The sequence below is a fragment of the Niabella sp. genome (assembly GCF_030150205.1).
Classification (GTDB): Bacteria; Bacteroidota; Bacteroidia; order Chitinophagales; family Chitinophagaceae; genus Niabella.
Genome location: NZ_JASLGT010000019.1, coordinates 1 through 16,524, shown reverse-complemented (window position 1 = coordinate 16,524; position 16,524 = coordinate 1). Strand labels below are relative to the sequence as shown.

17 protein-coding genes are annotated in these 16,524 nt (G+C 46.4%); 10 read left to right on the top strand and 7 right to left on the bottom strand.

The window, feature by feature from the left end; all coding sequences use genetic code 11:
* The first annotated feature begins 44 nt into the window (after positions 1-44).
* From pyrH to Q1V85_RS15610, 4 genes are all read left to right on the top strand, one after another.
* On the top strand, positions 45-752 hold the full coding sequence (pyrH, locus tag Q1V85_RS15625; protein ID WP_300601403.1) for a UMP kinase: 708 nt from the start codon (positions 45-47) through the stop codon (positions 750-752).
* Positions 753-761: 9 nt separating this feature from the next.
* Positions 762-1,550, top strand: a complete 789-nt coding sequence (locus tag Q1V85_RS15620; protein ID WP_300601402.1) for a hypothetical protein — start codon at positions 762-764, stop codon at positions 1,548-1,550.
* Between the two features lie 36 nt (positions 1,551-1,586).
* A complete protein-coding gene (pdxH, locus tag Q1V85_RS15615; protein ID WP_300601401.1) occupies positions 1,587-2,231 on the top strand; it encodes a pyridoxamine 5'-phosphate oxidase in 645 nt (214 codons plus the stop codon).
* 91 nt (positions 2,232-2,322) lie between these two features.
* The gene (locus Q1V85_RS15610; RefSeq protein WP_300601400.1) at positions 2,323-3,570 is read left to right on the top strand and encodes a PepSY-associated TM helix domain-containing protein; all 1,248 of its coding nucleotides are present in this window, start codon (positions 2,323-2,325) and stop codon (positions 3,568-3,570) included.
* 80 nt (positions 3,571-3,650) lie between these two features.
* On the opposite strand, the gene Q1V85_RS15605 is transcribed toward Q1V85_RS15610, so the two are convergent.
* From Q1V85_RS15605 to Q1V85_RS15590, 4 genes are all read right to left on the bottom strand, one after another.
* Positions 3,651-3,770, bottom strand: a complete 120-nt coding sequence (locus Q1V85_RS15605) for a 30S ribosomal protein THX (RefSeq protein ID WP_300601399.1) — start codon at positions 3,768-3,770, stop codon at positions 3,651-3,653.
* A 152-nt stretch (positions 3,771-3,922) separates the two neighbouring features.
* Positions 3,923-4,192, bottom strand: coding sequence for an HU family DNA-binding protein (locus Q1V85_RS15600; RefSeq protein WP_231007561.1), 270 nt, complete (start codon positions 4,190-4,192; stop codon positions 3,923-3,925).
* Between the two features lie 300 nt (positions 4,193-4,492).
* Positions 4,493-4,807 carry a DUF4286 family protein gene (locus Q1V85_RS15595; protein WP_300601398.1) on the bottom strand — a complete coding sequence of 105 codons (315 nt, stop codon included), beginning with the start codon at positions 4,805-4,807 and terminating at the stop codon, positions 4,493-4,495.
* Entirely contained in the window at positions 4,807-5,577 is a 771-nt protein-coding gene (locus Q1V85_RS15590; RefSeq protein ID WP_300601396.1) for an exodeoxyribonuclease III, read from the bottom strand. Before Q1V85_RS15590 ends, Q1V85_RS15595 begins: the two co-directional genes overlap by 1 nt.
* Positions 5,578-5,673: 96 nt before the next feature.
* Between Q1V85_RS15590 and Q1V85_RS15585 the strand changes: the two genes are divergently transcribed.
* From Q1V85_RS15585 to Q1V85_RS15565, 5 genes are all read left to right on the top strand, one after another.
* Positions 5,674-6,423: a TIGR00730 family Rossman fold protein gene (locus Q1V85_RS15585; protein WP_300601395.1), complete on the top strand. Its 750-nt coding sequence runs from the start codon at positions 5,674-5,676 to the stop codon at positions 6,421-6,423.
* A 397-nt stretch (positions 6,424-6,820) separates the two neighbouring features.
* Positions 6,821-7,645, top strand: a complete 825-nt coding sequence (locus Q1V85_RS15580) for a DUF1080 domain-containing protein (protein ID WP_300601394.1) — start codon at positions 6,821-6,823, stop codon at positions 7,643-7,645.
* A gap of 10 nt (positions 7,646-7,655) precedes the next feature.
* On the top strand, positions 7,656-7,940 hold the full coding sequence (locus tag Q1V85_RS15575; RefSeq protein WP_300601393.1) for a SemiSWEET transporter: 285 nt from the start codon (positions 7,656-7,658) through the stop codon (positions 7,938-7,940).
* Positions 7,937-8,293 carry a septal ring lytic transglycosylase RlpA family protein gene (locus Q1V85_RS15570; RefSeq protein WP_300601392.1) on the top strand — a complete coding sequence of 119 codons (357 nt, stop codon included), beginning with the start codon at positions 7,937-7,939 and terminating at the stop codon, positions 8,291-8,293. The genes Q1V85_RS15575 and Q1V85_RS15570 overlap by 4 nt, the downstream gene beginning before the upstream one ends.
* A gap of 439 nt (positions 8,294-8,732) precedes the next feature.
* The gene (locus tag Q1V85_RS15565; protein WP_300601391.1) at positions 8,733-9,986 is read left to right on the top strand and encodes an ROK family protein; all 1,254 of its coding nucleotides are present in this window, start codon (positions 8,733-8,735) and stop codon (positions 9,984-9,986) included.
* Positions 9,987-9,990: 4 nt separating this feature from the next.
* Here the strand turns inward: Q1V85_RS15565 and metH are convergent, their stop codons facing one another.
* The 3 genes from metH to recR form a co-directional block, all read right to left on the bottom strand.
* Positions 9,991-12,681, bottom strand: a complete 2,691-nt coding sequence (gene metH / locus Q1V85_RS15560; RefSeq protein WP_300601390.1) for a methionine synthase — start codon at positions 12,679-12,681, stop codon at positions 9,991-9,993.
* A gap of 86 nt (positions 12,682-12,767) precedes the next feature.
* Positions 12,768-13,808 (bottom strand): homocysteine S-methyltransferase family protein, encoded by a 1,041-nt coding sequence (locus Q1V85_RS15555; RefSeq protein ID WP_300601389.1) that lies wholly within the window; start codon positions 13,806-13,808, stop codon positions 12,768-12,770.
* A gap of 253 nt (positions 13,809-14,061) precedes the next feature.
* Positions 14,062-14,679, bottom strand: coding sequence for a recombination mediator RecR (recR, locus tag Q1V85_RS15550; RefSeq protein WP_300601388.1), 618 nt, complete (start codon positions 14,677-14,679; stop codon positions 14,062-14,064).
* Between the two features lie 174 nt (positions 14,680-14,853).
* Here recR and Q1V85_RS15545 point away from each other — a divergent pair, with 174 nt between their 5' ends.
* A complete protein-coding gene (locus tag Q1V85_RS15545) occupies positions 14,854-16,290 on the top strand; it encodes an Ig-like domain-containing domain (protein ID WP_300601387.1) in 1,437 nt (478 codons plus the stop codon).
* Positions 16,291-16,524: the final 234 nt, after the last annotated feature.

The following is a 16,524-nucleotide window of genomic DNA, read 5'->3' as shown; positions in this document are numbered from 1 at the left end:
TCTTCGCTGCGTCAAATAATCACCTACATTCAAAAAGAACATTCATGCCTAAATATAAAAGGATTCTGCTGAAACTCTCCGGGGAAGCATTGATGGGAAATAAAAATTTTGGAATGGATTCCGGAGTCATTTCGCAGTATGCCCGTGAAATTAAATCCGTAACAGACCTGGGTGTGGAAGTAGCCCTGGTCATTGGCGGAGGAAATATTTACCGGGGAATGAATGAAGCCGAAACCGGCATTGAGCGGGCACATGGAGATTATATGGGCATGCTGGCTACCGTGATCAATGGCATGGCACTACAGGCCGGACTGGAAAAAATGGGATTGTTTACCCGGTTGCAGAGTGCCATAAAAATGGAGCAGATCGCAGAACCCTATATCCGCCGCAGGGCTATCCGGCACCTGGAAAAAGGGCGTGTAGTCATTTTTGGTGCCGGTACCGGTAACCCCTATTTTACAACCGATACTGCCGGTTCCCTCCGGGCGATTGAAATCAGTGCCGATGTAATTTTAAAAGGAACAAGGGTGGATGGTGTATATACGGCTGATCCGGAAAAAGATCCTACCGCCACCAAATATGAGGAGGTAAGCTACCAGGAGTGCCTTACAAAGAACCTGCGGATCATGGATATGACCGCCTTTACCCTTTGTATGGAAAACAATCTCCCGATTATTGTGTTTGATATGAACAAAGAGGGTAACCTGAAAAAACTGGTTGACGGAGAAAAAGTGGGTACCCTGATTCACTAATCAAAATGGATGAATGGGTTTCAATTCAATACCGCAAAGTTCGATTTCTGGCCCATTTATGAGGCGATAAAAAAATATTATCCCATCGGCGTTGCTGCTGATCCGGCTTTTTATGCTGCCTATCCCGGGCGCAAGGCGCTTACCGATATTCTTGTTGACAACATTCACGATGACGTGCAATATGCATCCACCTGGAAACGTTTTGAACAGGAGATCGCAGCAACAACCGGAAAACCGGTGACCGGAACCACTTACGGACAACAGTTCTGTTATAGTGCTTATGTAACATTACAGGTTCATGTTAATGAAAACTTCACGCACCGGCACCTGGTCCATTTTTTTGTAAGCCTGCTGGGACCCTTTTATACAGTCATTGGCGAAAGTGAGAACACATTGGTTATACCGGAAGAAGAACAAGTTTTTCCCACCTACAAGACAACGAACTATCTGGTATCAGCCCCTCACGATGGGTTTGCAGTACCATTCCGGCAGATTGAGCAGGCAATTGAAACCCGTTTTGAGCACTACAGGTTTGTTCCATACTGGATCTGTCAGCAGCAGATTGAGGGACTTTATCTGCATCATCAAAACGAAACCAGGTTACCCAGCATATTCAATGCACTATTTAACGACCAGCTGAATCTTTCAGATCAAACGTACAGGCCCGTTGGCGATACATTTTATAAAAGCGAAGCCTGGATAAAAAAAGATTATGATCCGTCAAAAGACGGACAATGGACCGTTTACCCTCCTTTAGGTTATTTCAGAAACGGAGCCGGCGAAGACCCTGAAGGATAAGCGCCAGCAGTAGGCTCCGAAAAACAATCAACAGGTATGAAACAGGAAATTGCCGATATACGGATCAACTATTCAAAAAAAAGTCTTTCGGAAACAGACGTTGCCGCCGATCCCATTGCCCAGTTTGGCAGCTGGTGGCAGGAAGCCATCGATAGCCAGCTTTCTGAAGTGAACGCTATGACACTGGCCACCGCTGATGCCAACGGACTTCCGGATGCACGAATCGTTTTATTAAAAGGCGTTACGCCAGAAGGTTTTTTATTTTTTACCAATTATGAAAGCAGAAAAGGTATAGAGCTGAAGCAAAATCCTTATGCCTGCCTGGTTTTTTTCTGGAAGGAACTGGAACGGCAGGTACGGATTACAGGTAAAGTGTCTAAAGTGTCCGAAACAGAAAGCGATCAGTATTTTTATTCCAGACCGGTCGGCAGCCAGATCGGGGCCATTGCCTCTCCGCAAAGCACCGTGATCCCTAACCGGGCATTCCTTGATGCACAAACCAAATCGATTACCGATCTTGCCGCAGCCGGCCAGCCCATTGTCCGTCCTCAGCATTGGGGTGGCTACCTGGTAACTCCCACGGCTGTTGAATTCTGGCAGGGACGGCCCAGTCGCCTGCATGACCGGTTGCGTTATACCCTGACCGGCGGCCAGTGGAAAATTGAGCGGCTGGCACCCTAAGCTTGCCCACCGGAAAAATTCCCGATCTCGTAAACGAAACTCCGGATTGCGAAAAGATATTGCGGTGTCCTGACCGATTTTTGTTTCAACTATGGATACAGGCAAGGTTTCCGCTCCCCCTTCCAGGGCAAACCGGAACAAAAAAAAGACCCCGGGCTTTTTTAAAAAATGGGCCTCCAGGCTGCATTTGTGGCTGGGAATGATCATCGGCCTGCTTGTTTTTATAATCGCCATTACCGGCTGCCTGTATGTATTTAAAGATGAAGTTGAAAACCGGCTGCGCAAACAAGCCATCTTTCACCAGGAGCCTTCCATCGAAACAAAGACCGTTCTTCCCCTTAAAACACTGGAAGCAAAAGTACAGGAGCAATGCCGCGAGTCCTATCCCATTCATTGGGTGAACGTACCCATTGACAAAAAACGGTCTTACCAGTTTTATTATTATGAAACCAATCCCCGTGCGTGGAACTATTTCGGAGAATACGTTATCTATAAGTCGGTTTATGTAAATCCCTTTACCGGGAAAGTACTTGCTGTGTATGATGAGAAAAACGGCTTTTTCAACATTGTTAAAATCATTCACTGGAGCTTTTTGCTAAACAGCGGCTGGGGTAAATATGTAACCGGCATACCGGTGCTTATTTTTCTTGTGATGCTCATCACCGGCATCATCCTCTGGTGGCCCAAAAATAAAAAAGCCCGGAAACAGCGCTTTTGGTTTCAATGGAAGAACGTAAAGGCCTGGCGCCGGAAAAATTACGACCTGCACAGTATCCTGGGGTTTTATGCTTCTTTTATTGCATTGCTCCTCGCTATAACCGGCCTGTTCTATGCTTTTACATTCATACAGCAAGCGGTTTACTTTAGTTTCTCCGGCGGAAAAACCGGGCTCCCCGATTTTTCACATATTACCACGAAGGCTCCGGATAGTATGCGGAATGTACATACCCTTGATAAAATAGGACGCCAGGTAGAAGCGCTTTATCCAACAGCATTCGGCTACTCCGTAGACCTGGGTAATGAACATATGGATAGCCATGAACACCCCAACTTTTCAGTATATGTAAAACAGCTGGGGTACTCCTATCATATCATGCACCAGCTGATCTTTGATGAAAATTCCGGTGCGCTTTTAAAAAACTATAACTATAAAGATAAAAACTTAGGGGAAAAAGCAGTGGGAGCTAATTATGATATACATGTAGGCGCTATTTTAGGACTCCCCACAAAAATTATTGCGTTTGTGGCAAGCCTTATCTGTGCCTCGCTTCCGGTAACGGGCTTTCTGGTGTGGTATGGCAGAAGGCGGAAAAAGAAAAAGCCCAAACCTGCCGGCTGAGCGTGCATAATCTGTTCATAGCCTATAGATCACAGTTCATAGCAATTCTATGATCCATGATCTATAAACCATCAACCCGGTTAAGCCTCTTCTTTTTTCTTTGTTGCGGCTTTTGCCTTCTTAGGGTTTGCAGGGCGGCTTTTGCCAAATGATCCCTGGAAACGCTTTCCTTTTGCGGTTTTTTTATCTCCTCTACCCATGGTTTAATTTTTTGCAAATGTACGGTTTCTTGCCTTTTTACCTCCAAATACACCGATGAAATTGTAAATACCGGGTATCCGGAAGGCTATAGCTTCAATAAAAATGCCCCGTAATGCAGATTACGGAGCATCCATTTTTTTTCAGCAAGCTGTTAGATCTTAGAAGAAAGCTCTTTACCAGCTTTAAAGCGGGCAACTTTTTTTGCTTTGATTTTGATCACAGCGCCGGTTTGCGGGTTACGGCCGTTACGTGCTGCTCTTTTGGTTACAGAAAATGTTCCAAACCCTACCAGTGTCACTTTATCACCTTTTTTCAATGTTCTTGTAACGGCATCTACAAAAGAATCTAAAGCTGCGTTTGCCTGTGTTTTTGTAATACCGGCATCTCCGGATAACTTGTCGATCAATTCTGCTTTGTTCATAATAAAATATTTAAAGAGTGTTTTTTATAACGAAACAAAATTAGAGGGTTTTTAATGACCATAACAAAAAACTTCAAACTTTTTGATTTATTTAATTACCCCGCAAACCCGCTCCTGATAAGACTTCCAGCAAAAAACCAGGGTCATTAAAAATGTCTTCAAAATATCCAATCCCGCTGAAACCCTTTACGGGCAAGGCTTTCAGCATATCATCGCCTGAAATCCACGCGGGACAAGGCTTTCAGGGAATATACAACTTATTTTAAACATTCAGCCAGCCGCCAAAAATGTTATGCACATTCAATTCACAACCTGTAATGCCGAATCAAAACTATAGCAATCCGTACCCCAGGTGGTTCTCATTTTGGCCTTTAATGCTGCGTAATGCAATTCGGCAAATTGCCGGTAATCTGCGCCTGACCGGGCGTAAAACTGTACCGCGTAGGTAACGTCTCCATCCTCTTCATGGTGCATCAGTTTTAAGATCATGGCATCATAAAAACAGCCCGTGGCCAAAAAAGCAGGTATATATTCTTCTTTCAGCCAGGTAAACCAGCGGTCATGCACAGCTGCAGCCACTTTAGTGGTAATATTCCATATATATTCAGGTTTCATCAGCGTTTTAATTTTAGGTAAACAGGACAGTGGTCGCTATGCTTTACATCCGGATAGATCTCCGCATCTTCCACCTTTTTCTTCAATGCATCGGTAACCGTGATGTAGTCGATGCGCCATCCTTTGTTATTCAGCCTTACAGAAGGAAAACGCTGGCTCCACCAGCTGTAGCGGTGCGGTTCATCCGGATGAATCATCCGGAAGGTATCATTGAATCCATTCTGCAGAAATTTGGTCATCCATTCCCGCTCTTCCGGAAGAAAGCCCGAAGAGTTCTTATTGCCCTTGGGATCATGAATATCGATGGCTTCATGCGCAATGTTATAGTCGCCGCAAAGCACCAGCTTGGGCACTGTTCTGCTGAGCTCCGACAGGTAGGTATAAAACTCATCCAGCCACATATATTTAAACGCCTGCCGCAGATCCCCGCTGGTACCGCTGGGAAAATAAGCATTGATCAGTCTTATATCTCCAAAGTCCAATTGCAATACCCGCCCTTCTTCATCGCTGGTTTGATGACCGGTACCGTAAATAATATTATCCGGTTTCACTTTTGTAAATACGGCCACGCCGCTGTATCCCTTTTTCTGTGCAGAGAACCAATGGTCTTCATAACCCAGGTCCCGCAGCAGGCGGGTATCTACATCATCTTTGAGGGCTTTTGTTTCCTGCACGCAGATGACATCTGCCGGATCGGTCTTTAACCAATCGCAAAAACCTTTCTTTATGGCCGCACGGATGCCATTAACATTATAGCTTATAATTCGCATAGTGTAGAGTACTGTTGATTAAACAAAACAAAAATAAAAGGATTTCGTTATTAAAAAATTATATAAGTTATATTCGTATCCCTGATAAAACAATATATGGATCCAAAAGAAAAGAACAGCGGCGCCGATCGGATCATCCCGGCCAAGGAACATATTTATTTAGACGGACCTAAAAGCAGGACCTATGAACTGGGATTTGCCTTTCATGTGCTGTGGCAATTCTTAAAAGGATTCAGAACCCTTCACTTTGTAGGCCCCTGCATCACCGTTTTTGGGTCGGCCCGTTTTAAAGAAGATCATATCTACTATAAAAAGGCAGCGGAATTCGGAAAGAGGATTGCGGAACTGGGCTTTACCACTATGACCGGTGGCGGACCGGGCATTATGGAAGCGGCAAACAGGGGTGCTTTTGAAACCGGTGGTGAATCAGTGGGCTGCAACATAAAACTACCTTTTGAGCAACATTATAACAAATACCTTACCGCATCGGTAACTTTTGATCATTTTTTTGTACGAAAAGTGCTGCTGGTAAAGTACAGCTATGCTTTTATCATTATGCCGGGCGGCTTTGGCACAATGGATGAGTTTTTTGAAACGGTAACACTGATCCAGACTAAAACCATCACCCAGTTTCCCATTGTACTGTTTGGGAAGGAATTTTACAAAGAGCTGATGGTTGCTATTGAAAGTATGGCAGCCCAGGGAACCATTTCAAAAGAAGATCTGGACCTGGTGTTGCTTACAGACGATATTGATGAAGCCATGCGCCACATCAGCCAGTACATCACTACCAACTACAAAATCAAGAAGCGCTGGCGTATTCCCTGGCTGTTTGAAAAACGTTAGCGGCTCATTCCGGCATACCGGGTAATGACAACGCTCTCCACCGGTGCCCTGAACAAAACAACCGAAGCAGGAGGATCGCTCCATTGCCAGACCGTCCGGCAACCCATGTATCTGCCGGCAGGACCTCCTGCTGTTGACCGTTTTTTTTTAAACGCGCACTGTTGTAAACAAATTTGATTACGCCCGTTTTGTTGACAGTTTTTTTGTTTACAAAAATTTTGTCAACAAATCTTTTGTAAACAACTTTTCCAGCTTCGCAGCGACAGACCGGCTTCAGAGGGCATTGATTTAATACGGTGAAAATTTGAATATTCCCATTAGCATACCCGTTTTTGCAGGAATTTTATAAAATACTACCTTTAAACGTTCGATATCATTATTCAAAAAATTATTTTTTATGCGGATCTTTTTCCTCCTGTTTTTATCAGCCGTTTCCTTTTTCTCAAATGCCCAGGAGCATTTTCCCCGGAAATGGGTACAGCTTTTTAACGGGAAGGATCTTTCCGGATGGGCACCCAAGATCACCGGTTATGCTTATGGCGACAATTTTGGCAATACCTTCCGGGTGGTGGATAAAAAACTTACGGTGAACTACGATCATTATAAAACCTTCGATGACCGTTTTGGCCACCTGTTCTATAAAATTCCGTTCTCTTATTACCTGCTGGCGGTGGAATACCGTTTTGTAGGTAAACAGACGCCCGGTGCACCCGGATGGGCTTACAAGAACAGCGGTGTTATGATTCACTGCCAGCCCCCGGCTACCATGGGCAAGGACCAGGACTTTCCTATTTCCATTGAAGTACAGTTGCTGGGCGGCGATTCTACCGGTGAACGCAGCACCTGTAATTTGTGCACGCCCGGAACCAATGTGGAAATGAACGGGAAACTGGTTACGCAACATTGCATCAACTCTACCTCAAAAACCTTTCGTAACGAGGAATGGGTACGGGCCGAAATATTAGTGCTGGGTGATTCGGTGGTGAAACATATCGCCAATGGCGACACGGTGCTGGTTTACCAGAAACCACAGATCGGAGGCGGTAGTGTTACCCATTTTGACCCGGCCGTAAAGAAAGACGGGCAACTTTTACAATCGGGGTATATTTCATTGCAAAGCGAAGGCCATCCTATTGAATTCAGGAAAGTGGAAATCATCGATCTGAGTCCTTACTATAAGAAAAAACCGACCGCTACAAACAGCAGGCTTTCCAAGCAATAAAATCAATCATATGTCACTGATTATATCCGGAGTTGATATTTTAGGCTATGTTGCGGGGGCCATTACCACCCTTACATTTTTGCCCCAGGTACTGAAAACGATCCGCGAAAAATCGGTAAAAGACATTTCGCTGATGATGTTTGTCATTGCCGCAGTGAATGAGATCCTGTGGATCATTTACGGCGCTCTCAAAAACGACTGGGTGATCATTTTAACCAATGCGGTCATTCTTTGCCTGTCGTTAACCATGATCTACCTCAAGTTTGCTTACGCTCATAAACACCCGTCCTCATGATGCGCTGTTTGTTCCTGTTGCTTGCATTACTGGTGATTGGCGCTTCCTGCAGCCATAGGATCAGCGAAACAGGTAAGGCTTCTTACTATGCAGACAGTTTTATCGGCCGGAAAACAGCCAGCGGTGCCGTATTCCGTCAAAACAAAAAGACGGCGGCACATCCCTCCCTGCCTTTTGGCACCATCGTTAAAGTTACCAACCTGAAGAACGGGCGCCGGGTAAAGGTCCGCATCAACGACCGCGGTCCATTTGTTCGGGGACGGATCATTGATCTAAGCAAAAAAACGGCCCGGAAGCTTGGTATGCTGGATGACGGCGTGGTTCCGGTAAAGATCACCTACAAAAAAAGATAGCCGCCGGCTTTATAACTCCGGCGGCCTGCGGTTTAGAGGGCTAAGAGCAGCCACATTGTGTCTCCGGGCACACAGAACGGTGTGCCGGTATATATTATAGTTATCTTTTTGATTGTTTTCCTGGCCAGTTTTGGATTTCGATGTGTAAAAGTAAGGCTTATCCTATTAACCCACTGTTATTTTTCATCGCTTTTGACTTCTTTTTTCTTCCCCGGTGATCCTCTTTTATAATTTTCGGCCCGTAAGGATCCTGCAGGGTTTCCGGGAATTAAAAAACTTTTACAGATCCTGATTATAAAGCATCATTCATATAGAATTTAAGCAAAAAAAACATTTAATAATAAAATCTTCTTTATTTTTTGATCGATTTTCGATTCTTGATTAAATTTTTAAAATAAGTTTAGCTATTTTCGGTAGCCTTAACGAAACAGACCGGATCATGAAATCAAAAACGATTGTAGAGAGCGAACAACCCTTATTGCTATCTGAAAGCAGGAAGCAATACCTTTTTAAAGTACGGCTGCTGAAATATTTGTATGAAGTAGACGCCGCATCCGTGGGAGAGATCTGTAAAGCATTGTCTATAAGTACACCCACCACACTCAAACTACTGGGCGAACTGAGCAAGGAACACTGGATCGAAAAAAGAGGTTTTGGCAAATCAATGGGTGGCAGAAAGCCCGACCTGTTTGGTTTAAGGGCCGGGTCGCTATACACGCTTTGTATCGATATTGAATTGTTTAGTGTGAAGATGGTTATTATGGACAATGTGCACAAGGAAAGCACGCCCATTATAACTACGGTGCATACCTTATCGAAAGACCGGCAGGGGATCGACCAGGTGCACCAGACAGCCGTAGCCCTGCTGGATCAGTCGGGCATCGATAAAAGCCGCCTGATCGGTGTCAGCATTGGCATGCCGGGACTGGTAGACTCCTTCCAGGGTGAAAACTACAGCTATCTCACCAACGATATTCCGGGGAAAACACTCCAGCACGCGTTTGAAGAAAAATTTAACCTGCCGGTGGTATTGCAGAATGATGTAAAAGGCACTGCCCTGGCCGAACTGCGGCATGGGTTGGCCCTGGGCAAAAAGAATGCGCTGGTATTGCTGATGGACTGGGGTGTTGGCCTGGGCATTATCATGGATGGAAAGGTACGGCAGGGCACCTCCGGTTTTTCCGGAGAGATGGGACATATTCCGTTTATTGATAATGGAGATCTGTGTTATTGCGGCAAACACGGTTGCCTGGAAACGGTAGCCTCCGGTTTGGCACTGGCCAAGATGGCCAAGGAAGGGATCCTTTCCGGGAAGAATTCGATACTGGCAGAGCTTTCTGAAAAAGAAATTGATAATATTGAGGCGGAAGTGGTCATTAAAGCCGCCAACCGCGGTGATCAGTATGCCATCAAGCTATTATCCAATATTGGCACCAATATGGGAAAAGGCATTTCAACCCTCATCCAGCTGTTTAACCCGGAACTGATCATCCTGGGGGGTAAGATTGCCGAAGCCCGACAGTATATCACGCTGCCCATGCAGCAGGCCATTAATACCTATTGCATGACACAGATCCGGGAAAAAGCATCCATCGTTTCTTCCGAACTGGGAAAGAACGGTCGCCTCCTGGGCTATGCCACCGCCTCCTTTGACCATTATTTTGATTCGCTGCTGAAAGAGCTGGAAGCCTGATGCCTTATTCCAGCACGGGCCGAAGCCAGCGCCGGAGCTCATCTTCCGGCATTTCCTTTCGTTGCACATAATCCAGGAACTGATCTTCCTGGATCTTTCCAACGCCGAAGTATTTGCTTTCGGGGTGACTGAAATACCAGCCGCATACCGAAGAAGCCGGGTACATCGCCAGGGACTCGGTCAGGTGAATACCGGTACCGGCTTCCCCGCCCAGCAGGTTGAATAATTTATATTTTTCGGTATGATCCGGACAGGCCGGGTAGCCGGGTGCCGGCCGAATGCCCCGGTATTTTTCCTGTATCAGCTCTTCGTTCGACAGGGTTTCTTCCTTTTCATAACCCCATAGTTCCTTCCGTACTTTTTCATGAAGCAGCTCGGCAAAGGCCTCTGCAAAACGGTCGGACAAGGCTTGTAAATTGATCTTACTATAATCATCATTCTGCGCAATAAACCGCTCCAGGTGCGGCTCTATACCATGTATAGTTACTGAAAAAGCGCCGATAAAATCAGACTCAGGGGATGGGCAAATAAAATCTGCCAGACTCAGATTGGGCTGCCCTGCTGCTTTTTTAATCTGCTGACGCAGGAATTGAAGCGGTATGGTTTCTCCCTCGCTTTGATGTACCAATACCGTGTCATCTGCCGTTTTTGTTACCGGCCAAAACCCGGCAGCGCCCTGGGCCGTAAGCCATTGTTCCGCAACGATCTGATCCAGCATCTTATTGGCATCCTCATACAGCTTTGTAGCTTCTTTGCCTACAACAGGATCTTCCAGTATCTGCGGAAACTTGCCATGCAGCTCCCAGGAAATAAAAAATGGCTGCCAGTCGATATATTTCCGTATTTCCGACAGATCATAATTGCTAAAACTGCGCACGCCGGTAAAAGAAGGTGCCACCGGCTCAAAACCGGTCCAGTCAATGGCTGCTTTATTTTTTTGTGCCTCCCCGAATGGCAGGAATTCTTTTACTTTTTTCTTACTGGCAAAATCTTCTGCCAGCCTGGTATATTCTGCTTTGATGTTTTCCAGGAACTGTGGCTTCTGCTCCGGGCTTAACAAAGAGCCGGCTACAGTTACACTACGGGAAGCATCCAGCACATGTACGACTCCTTTATCAAATTGCGGAGCGATCTTTACTGCCGTATGCATACGGGAGGTGGTGGCGCCTCCAATCAGCAGGGGCTGCGGCATATTGCGCCGCTGCATTTCATGCGCTACGTTCACCATTTCATCAAGGGAAGGCGTAATTAACCCGCTAAGCCCGATAATATCCGCTTTTTCCCGTTCTGCTGTATCCAGTATTTTATCCGTGGGTACCATTACTCCCATGTCGATGATCTTATAGCCATTACAGGCCAGCACCACTCCCACAATGTTTTTACCAATATCATGTACATCTCCTTTTACCGTCGCCAACAAAATAGTAGGCGCTGTATCTTCGTCCAGGTCGGGATTGGCCAGCTTTTCTTCCTCAATAAAAGGCGTGAGCCAGGCTACACTTTTTTTCATTACCCGGGCGCTCTTTACCACCTGTGGCAGGAACATCTTGCCCGAACCAAACAGGTCACCCACCACATCCATTCCTGACATCAGCGGGCCCTCAATCACATCCAGCGGGCGCGGATATTTCAAACGGGCCTCTTCCGTATCGGTATCGATATAATCCGTAATACCGTTTACCAGTGCATGTTTCAGCCGTTCTTCTACCGGTGTATTTCTCCAGGCCAGGTCTTTTTTTTCGGTCTTACCAGATGCCTTTACGGTTTCGGCAAAGGCCAGCAGTTTTTCCGTGGCCTCATTGTTTTCATTGTTCCGGTTCAGGATCACATCTTCGCATAACTGGCGCAGCTGGGGCTCAATTTCATCGTATACTACCAGCTGTCCGGCGTTCACAATTCCCATATTCATTCCCGCACGGATGGCATAGTATAAAAATACAGCATGCATGGCCTCCCGTACCGGTTCATTGCCCCGGAAGGAAAACGATAAATTACTTACACCACCGCTGATACTTACAGCCGGCATCAGCTGCTTGATCTCTTTAACCGCTTCGATAAAATCGACCCCGTAATTATTGTGCTCTTCCAGGCCGGTGGCAATGGCAAAAATATTCGGATCAAAAATGATATCCTGTGGAGCGATCCCCACTTTTTCGGTCAGTATTTTATAGGCACGATGACAGATCTGCACTTTGCGTTCCCTCGTATCGGCCTGTCCCTGTTCATCAAAAGCCATCACCACCACTGCGGCACCATAGCTTTTGCAGATAATGGCCTGTTCTATAAACTTCTCCTCTCCTTCCTTCATGGAGATGGAGTTAACAATACATTTTCCCTGCACACATTTAAGTCCCGCCTGGATGATCTCAAATTTTGATGAATCGATCATTACCGGTACTTTGGCAATATCCGGTTCGCTCTGTACCAGGTTAATAAAGGTGGTCATGGCCTGCACCCCATCCAGCAGGGCATCATCCATATTGATATCAATGACCTGTGCCCCGTTCTCTACCTGCTGACGTGCCACGCTCAACGCCTCCTCATATAGGTTTTCACGGACCAGGCGCGCAAACTTTTTGGAGCCGGTTACATTGGTTCGTTCCCCTACATTTATAAAATTCGTTTCCGGCCGTACCACCAATGGTTCAAGCCCCGATAAACTTAAATAAGAATGAATTTTTGTACTTGCTGACATGAATACTTCTTTGAGTCACCTGCCACCGCGGCATACGGTGACGCTAAAATGTTATACGATCATCCGGTTGCAGTTTGTCGCAACCACTAATTATACGCAACTTCCGGTAATGCCCGTGGCGTTACCCCCTTTACTGCTTTGGCAATGGCGGCAATATGTTCGGGTGTGGTGCCACAGCATCCGCCTACAATATTTACATATCCTTCTTTCGCCCAGTCTTCCAGGAACGCCGCCGTTTCTTCCGGAAGTTCGTCATATTCGCCCATCGCATTGGGTAACCCGGCGTTGGGATAAGCAGACACATAGCAACCGGCCAGGTGGGCCAGCTCGCTCACATGCGGACGCATTTCTTTGGCGCCCAGCGCGCAGTTCAATCCCACACTCAGCGGGGCTGCATGCGCTACTGAAATATAGAAGGCTTCCAGCGTTTGACCGCTCAGCGTTCTTCCGGAAGCATCCGTAATGGTACCGCTGATCATTACCGGCGCGCCTTCCGTACCATTTTCAAAACGGGCTGCTTTTTCCGGGTGATCCCTGAAAAATTTCTTGGCAGCAAAAATCGCCGCCTTTGCATTGAGCGTATCAAAAATGGTTTCAATCAGGAGCAGATCGGCTCCGCCATCCACCAGTCCGTGAATTTGTTCCGTATAGGCGGCTACCACTTCGTCAAATGTTACGGCCCGGTAACCGGGATTGTTTACGTCCGGCGAAAGGGAAAGCGTTTTATTCAGTGGTCCGATAGCACCAGCAATAAACTTTGGGCCGGTCTCCGGATGCTCACTTACAAAGGCATCGATCGCTTCGCGGGCACATTTTACAGAAGCCACATTCAGTTCATAAGCCAGGGATTGCATATCATAATCAGCCTGTGCAATAGAAGTAGAGCTGAAGGTATTGGTTTCGATAATATCCGATCCCGCCTCCAGGTATTTCTTATGAATGGCCTTAATAACATCCGGCCGTGTAAGGCTTAACAGGTCGTTGTTGCCTTTTACATCGGAGTGCCAGTTCTGAAACCGCTCACCCCGGTAATCTTCCTCTGTTAGTTTATACCGCTGGATCATGGTACCCATAGCACCATCCAGTACCAGTATGCGTTGCTGTAACAGTTCCTTTATTTTGCTCATTGTACAAAATTTTAGTGATGGCAACGAAGTTGCCGGAATCTGTAACCCAAAAAAATAAACGTGGAAAATCTTTAGCAGGAATTCTAACGTTTATTAGTTCAGATTTTTAAACAGGCTGAACAATAAACAAATCCGCCTGCGGGTGCAAAGGTAGGTTTTTTTAGCTTTCAGTGATCAGCAATTAGCTTTCAGCGCCAAAGCTCCGGCCTGTGCCTGATGACTGAATGCTGATAGCTGATTGCTAAAAGCCTGCCTACCGGCTCATATACTTCTCCACCGGAAGCCGGTTTTGCAGGCTGCGGCCCAGGGTTAACTCATCTGCATATTCCAGCTCACCGCCAAAAGCGATGCCCCGGGCAATGGTTGTAATACGTATGGATTGATCCTGCAGTTTTTTCTGAATATAATAAATAGTGGTATCGCCCTGGATGGTAGGGTTTAAGGCAAAAATAAGCTCCTCCGTCTTTTCATGCTCCACCCGGTGCAGCAGGGATCCGATATTCAGCTGATCCGGGCCTACGCCATCCAGCGGGGAAATAACCCCACCCAGCACATGGTATGTGCCATTATATTGCTGGGTGCTTTCAATAGCAATCACGTCCCGGATGGTTTCTACCACGCAGATCGTATGCTGCTGCCGGTGCGAATTGGAGCAAACCGAACAAAAATCACCGTCTGCTACATTAAAACAGCGTTTGCAAAAGCAAATATCCCTGCGCATCCGGTCGATGGTTTCGCTAAAACGACTCACCTCCCCCGGCTCCTGGCGCAGCAGGTGCAGCACCAGGCGCAGCGCCGTTTTTTTACCAATACCCGGAAGTTTTGCAAACTCATTAACCGCTGACTCCAATAAACCGGAAGAAAATTGCATCCTGCAAAGATACACCGGAAAACAGAAAATGCGGCCCCCATCCTGTCAATCCAGCGGAACAAAACACCTGTTAGCCTGTTTAATTGGCTCAGGGAAAGCCTTTTCCGGTTTATAAACCACAGATATTAACAATCACTAAGCACCGCGACGCGTTCCATTTCCCTAAAAGCGATTATGTTTGCAATTCATATGCAAATAAAGCGTCTTACGGGTTTATTTTTCGCTGCTGCTGCTGTTATCGTGTTGATTTATTCAGGCGGCGGATGCGCCAATATCATTGCCCCTACGGGCGGACCAAAAGATAGTCTGCCGCCGCAGATCGTTCGGGTGACCCCTCCGAATGAAACCAAACATTTTGACCAGCAGCGGATCACCTTCTACTTTGACGAATATGTGGATCTGAATGATGTGTACCAGAACCTGGTAATTTCTCCCCTTCCTAAAGTGATGCCCCAGGTAGACCGCAAACTGAAAACAGTTACCGTGCGTCTTAAGGACAGTCTGAAAGCCAACACTACTTATGTGCTTAATTTTACCAATGTAATTAAAGATATTACCGAGGGGAATAAGGCCAAGGATATGTTGTATGTGGTTACCACCGGCGATTATTTTGATTCGCTTCAGCTGAGCGGCAACGTAAAAATGGCGAGAACCGTAAAACCGGATTCTACCTTAACGGTAATGCTGCATTCCAACCTGGAAGACAGCTCCGTGTATAAACAAAACCCCGATTATATTGCGAAACTGGACAGCAACGGCAATTTCCTGTTTCGTTACCTGAGACCCGGCACATACCGGCTTTATGCCATTAAGAGCGAAGGCAGCTCTTATATGTATACCAGCAAACAACAGGTATTTGCGTTTGCCGATACGCCCATTGTTGTGCGCCCCATTCCGCCTCCGCCGGTACGGCTTTACGCTTATGTAGAAGAAGAAGAGCAAAAAGGCAAAGGCGCCGCCGAAGAGCAGGAGATTGACAAAAAAGAAAAACGGCTGAAGTTTCAAACCAATTTACAGTCGCAACAGCAGGACCTGCTGGCGCCGCTGAGGATCACATTCCCAACGCCTTTAAAGAACTATTTCCCGGAAAAAATGGTGCTGACAACGGACAGTACATTTACGCCCGCCACCGGGTATAAATTTACACTGGACAGTACCCGGAAAATCATTACCATGAACATCCAGTGGCAGGAGGGCACAAAGTATAACCTGATCCTGCCAAAGGATTTTGCCTCCGACAGCCTGGACCGGGGCCTGCTAAAACCCGATACGTTGAAGTTTTCAACACTGGCAAGGAAAGATTACGGGCAGGCACGGATCACTTTTAATAACCTGGATACGTCCGTACATCCGGTGCTGCTGATTTCGCAGGGCGATCAACTGAAAAATGCGTTCCCGCTCCACTCGAATATTCTTGAGATTGATTTATACGCTCCGGGCGACTATGATCTGCAGGTGCTTTTTGACCGGAACGGGAATGGGAAATGGGATGCCGGAAATTTTCTCAAACATATACAGCCCGAGATCATTGTGCCCCTGGATCGTAAGCTTACTTTTAAAGCCAACTGGACGTTGGAGCCGGAGATCAATCTGAAACCACCGCCGAAGTGATTTAGTGGGAGTGATTAGTTTTCAGCCTTCAGTTATTAGTTTTCAGTTGGGCCTTCTCCTGTTCGGGGTAGTAGCCAGCTTTCAGCAATCAGCGTTTAGCTTTCAGCCATTGCCGCTCCTGTTCAGAGATAATAAGTCTATTGAGGATTAACATTGAATATGGATACGTGTATCCTAAACGAAATCATCTGATAACTGATAGCTGACCTCTGATAGCCCAGACAAGTTTTCAGC

Coding starts and splice junctions, on each gene's coding strand:
- Q1V85_RS15610 (WP_300601400.1), top strand. CDS start 2,323: ATGGATACAGGCAAGGTTTCCGCTCCCCCTTCCAGGGCAAACCGGAAC.
- Q1V85_RS15590 (WP_300601396.1), bottom strand. CDS start 5,577: ATGCGAATTATAAGCTATAATGTTAATGGCATCCGTGCGGCCATAAAG.
- Q1V85_RS15565 (WP_300601391.1), top strand. CDS start 8,733: ATGAAATCAAAAACGATTGTAGAGAGCGAACAACCCTTATTGCTATCT.
- Q1V85_RS15585 (WP_300601395.1), top strand. CDS start 5,674: ATGGATCCAAAAGAAAAGAACAGCGGCGCCGATCGGATCATCCCGGCC.
- Q1V85_RS15595 (WP_300601398.1), bottom strand. CDS start 4,807: ATGAAACCTGAATATATATGGAATATTACCACTAAAGTGGCTGCAGCT.
- Q1V85_RS15600 (WP_231007561.1), bottom strand. CDS start 4,192: ATGAACAAAGCAGAATTGATCGACAAGTTATCCGGAGATGCCGGTATT.
- Q1V85_RS15620 (WP_300601402.1), top strand. CDS start 762: ATGAATGGGTTTCAATTCAATACCGCAAAGTTCGATTTCTGGCCCATT.
- recR (WP_300601388.1), bottom strand. CDS start 14,679: ATGCAATTTTCTTCCGGTTTATTGGAGTCAGCGGTTAATGAGTTTGCA.
- metH (WP_300601390.1), bottom strand. CDS start 12,681: ATGTCAGCAAGTACAAAAATTCATTCTTATTTAAGTTTATCGGGGCTT.
- Q1V85_RS15555 (WP_300601389.1), bottom strand. CDS start 13,808: ATGAGCAAAATAAAGGAACTGTTACAGCAACGCATACTGGTACTGGAT.
- Q1V85_RS15570 (WP_300601392.1), top strand. CDS start 7,937: ATGATGCGCTGTTTGTTCCTGTTGCTTGCATTACTGGTGATTGGCGCT.
- pyrH (WP_300601403.1), top strand. CDS start 45: ATGCCTAAATATAAAAGGATTCTGCTGAAACTCTCCGGGGAAGCATTG.
- pdxH (WP_300601401.1), top strand. CDS start 1,587: ATGAAACAGGAAATTGCCGATATACGGATCAACTATTCAAAAAAAAGT.
- Q1V85_RS15545 (WP_300601387.1), top strand. CDS start 14,854: ATGTTTGCAATTCATATGCAAATAAAGCGTCTTACGGGTTTATTTTTC.
- Q1V85_RS15605 (WP_300601399.1), bottom strand. CDS start 3,770: ATGGGTAGAGGAGATAAAAAAACCGCAAAAGGAAAGCGTTTCCAGGGA.
- Q1V85_RS15575 (WP_300601393.1), top strand. CDS start 7,656: ATGTCACTGATTATATCCGGAGTTGATATTTTAGGCTATGTTGCGGGG.
- Q1V85_RS15580 (WP_300601394.1), top strand. CDS start 6,821: ATGCGGATCTTTTTCCTCCTGTTTTTATCAGCCGTTTCCTTTTTCTCA.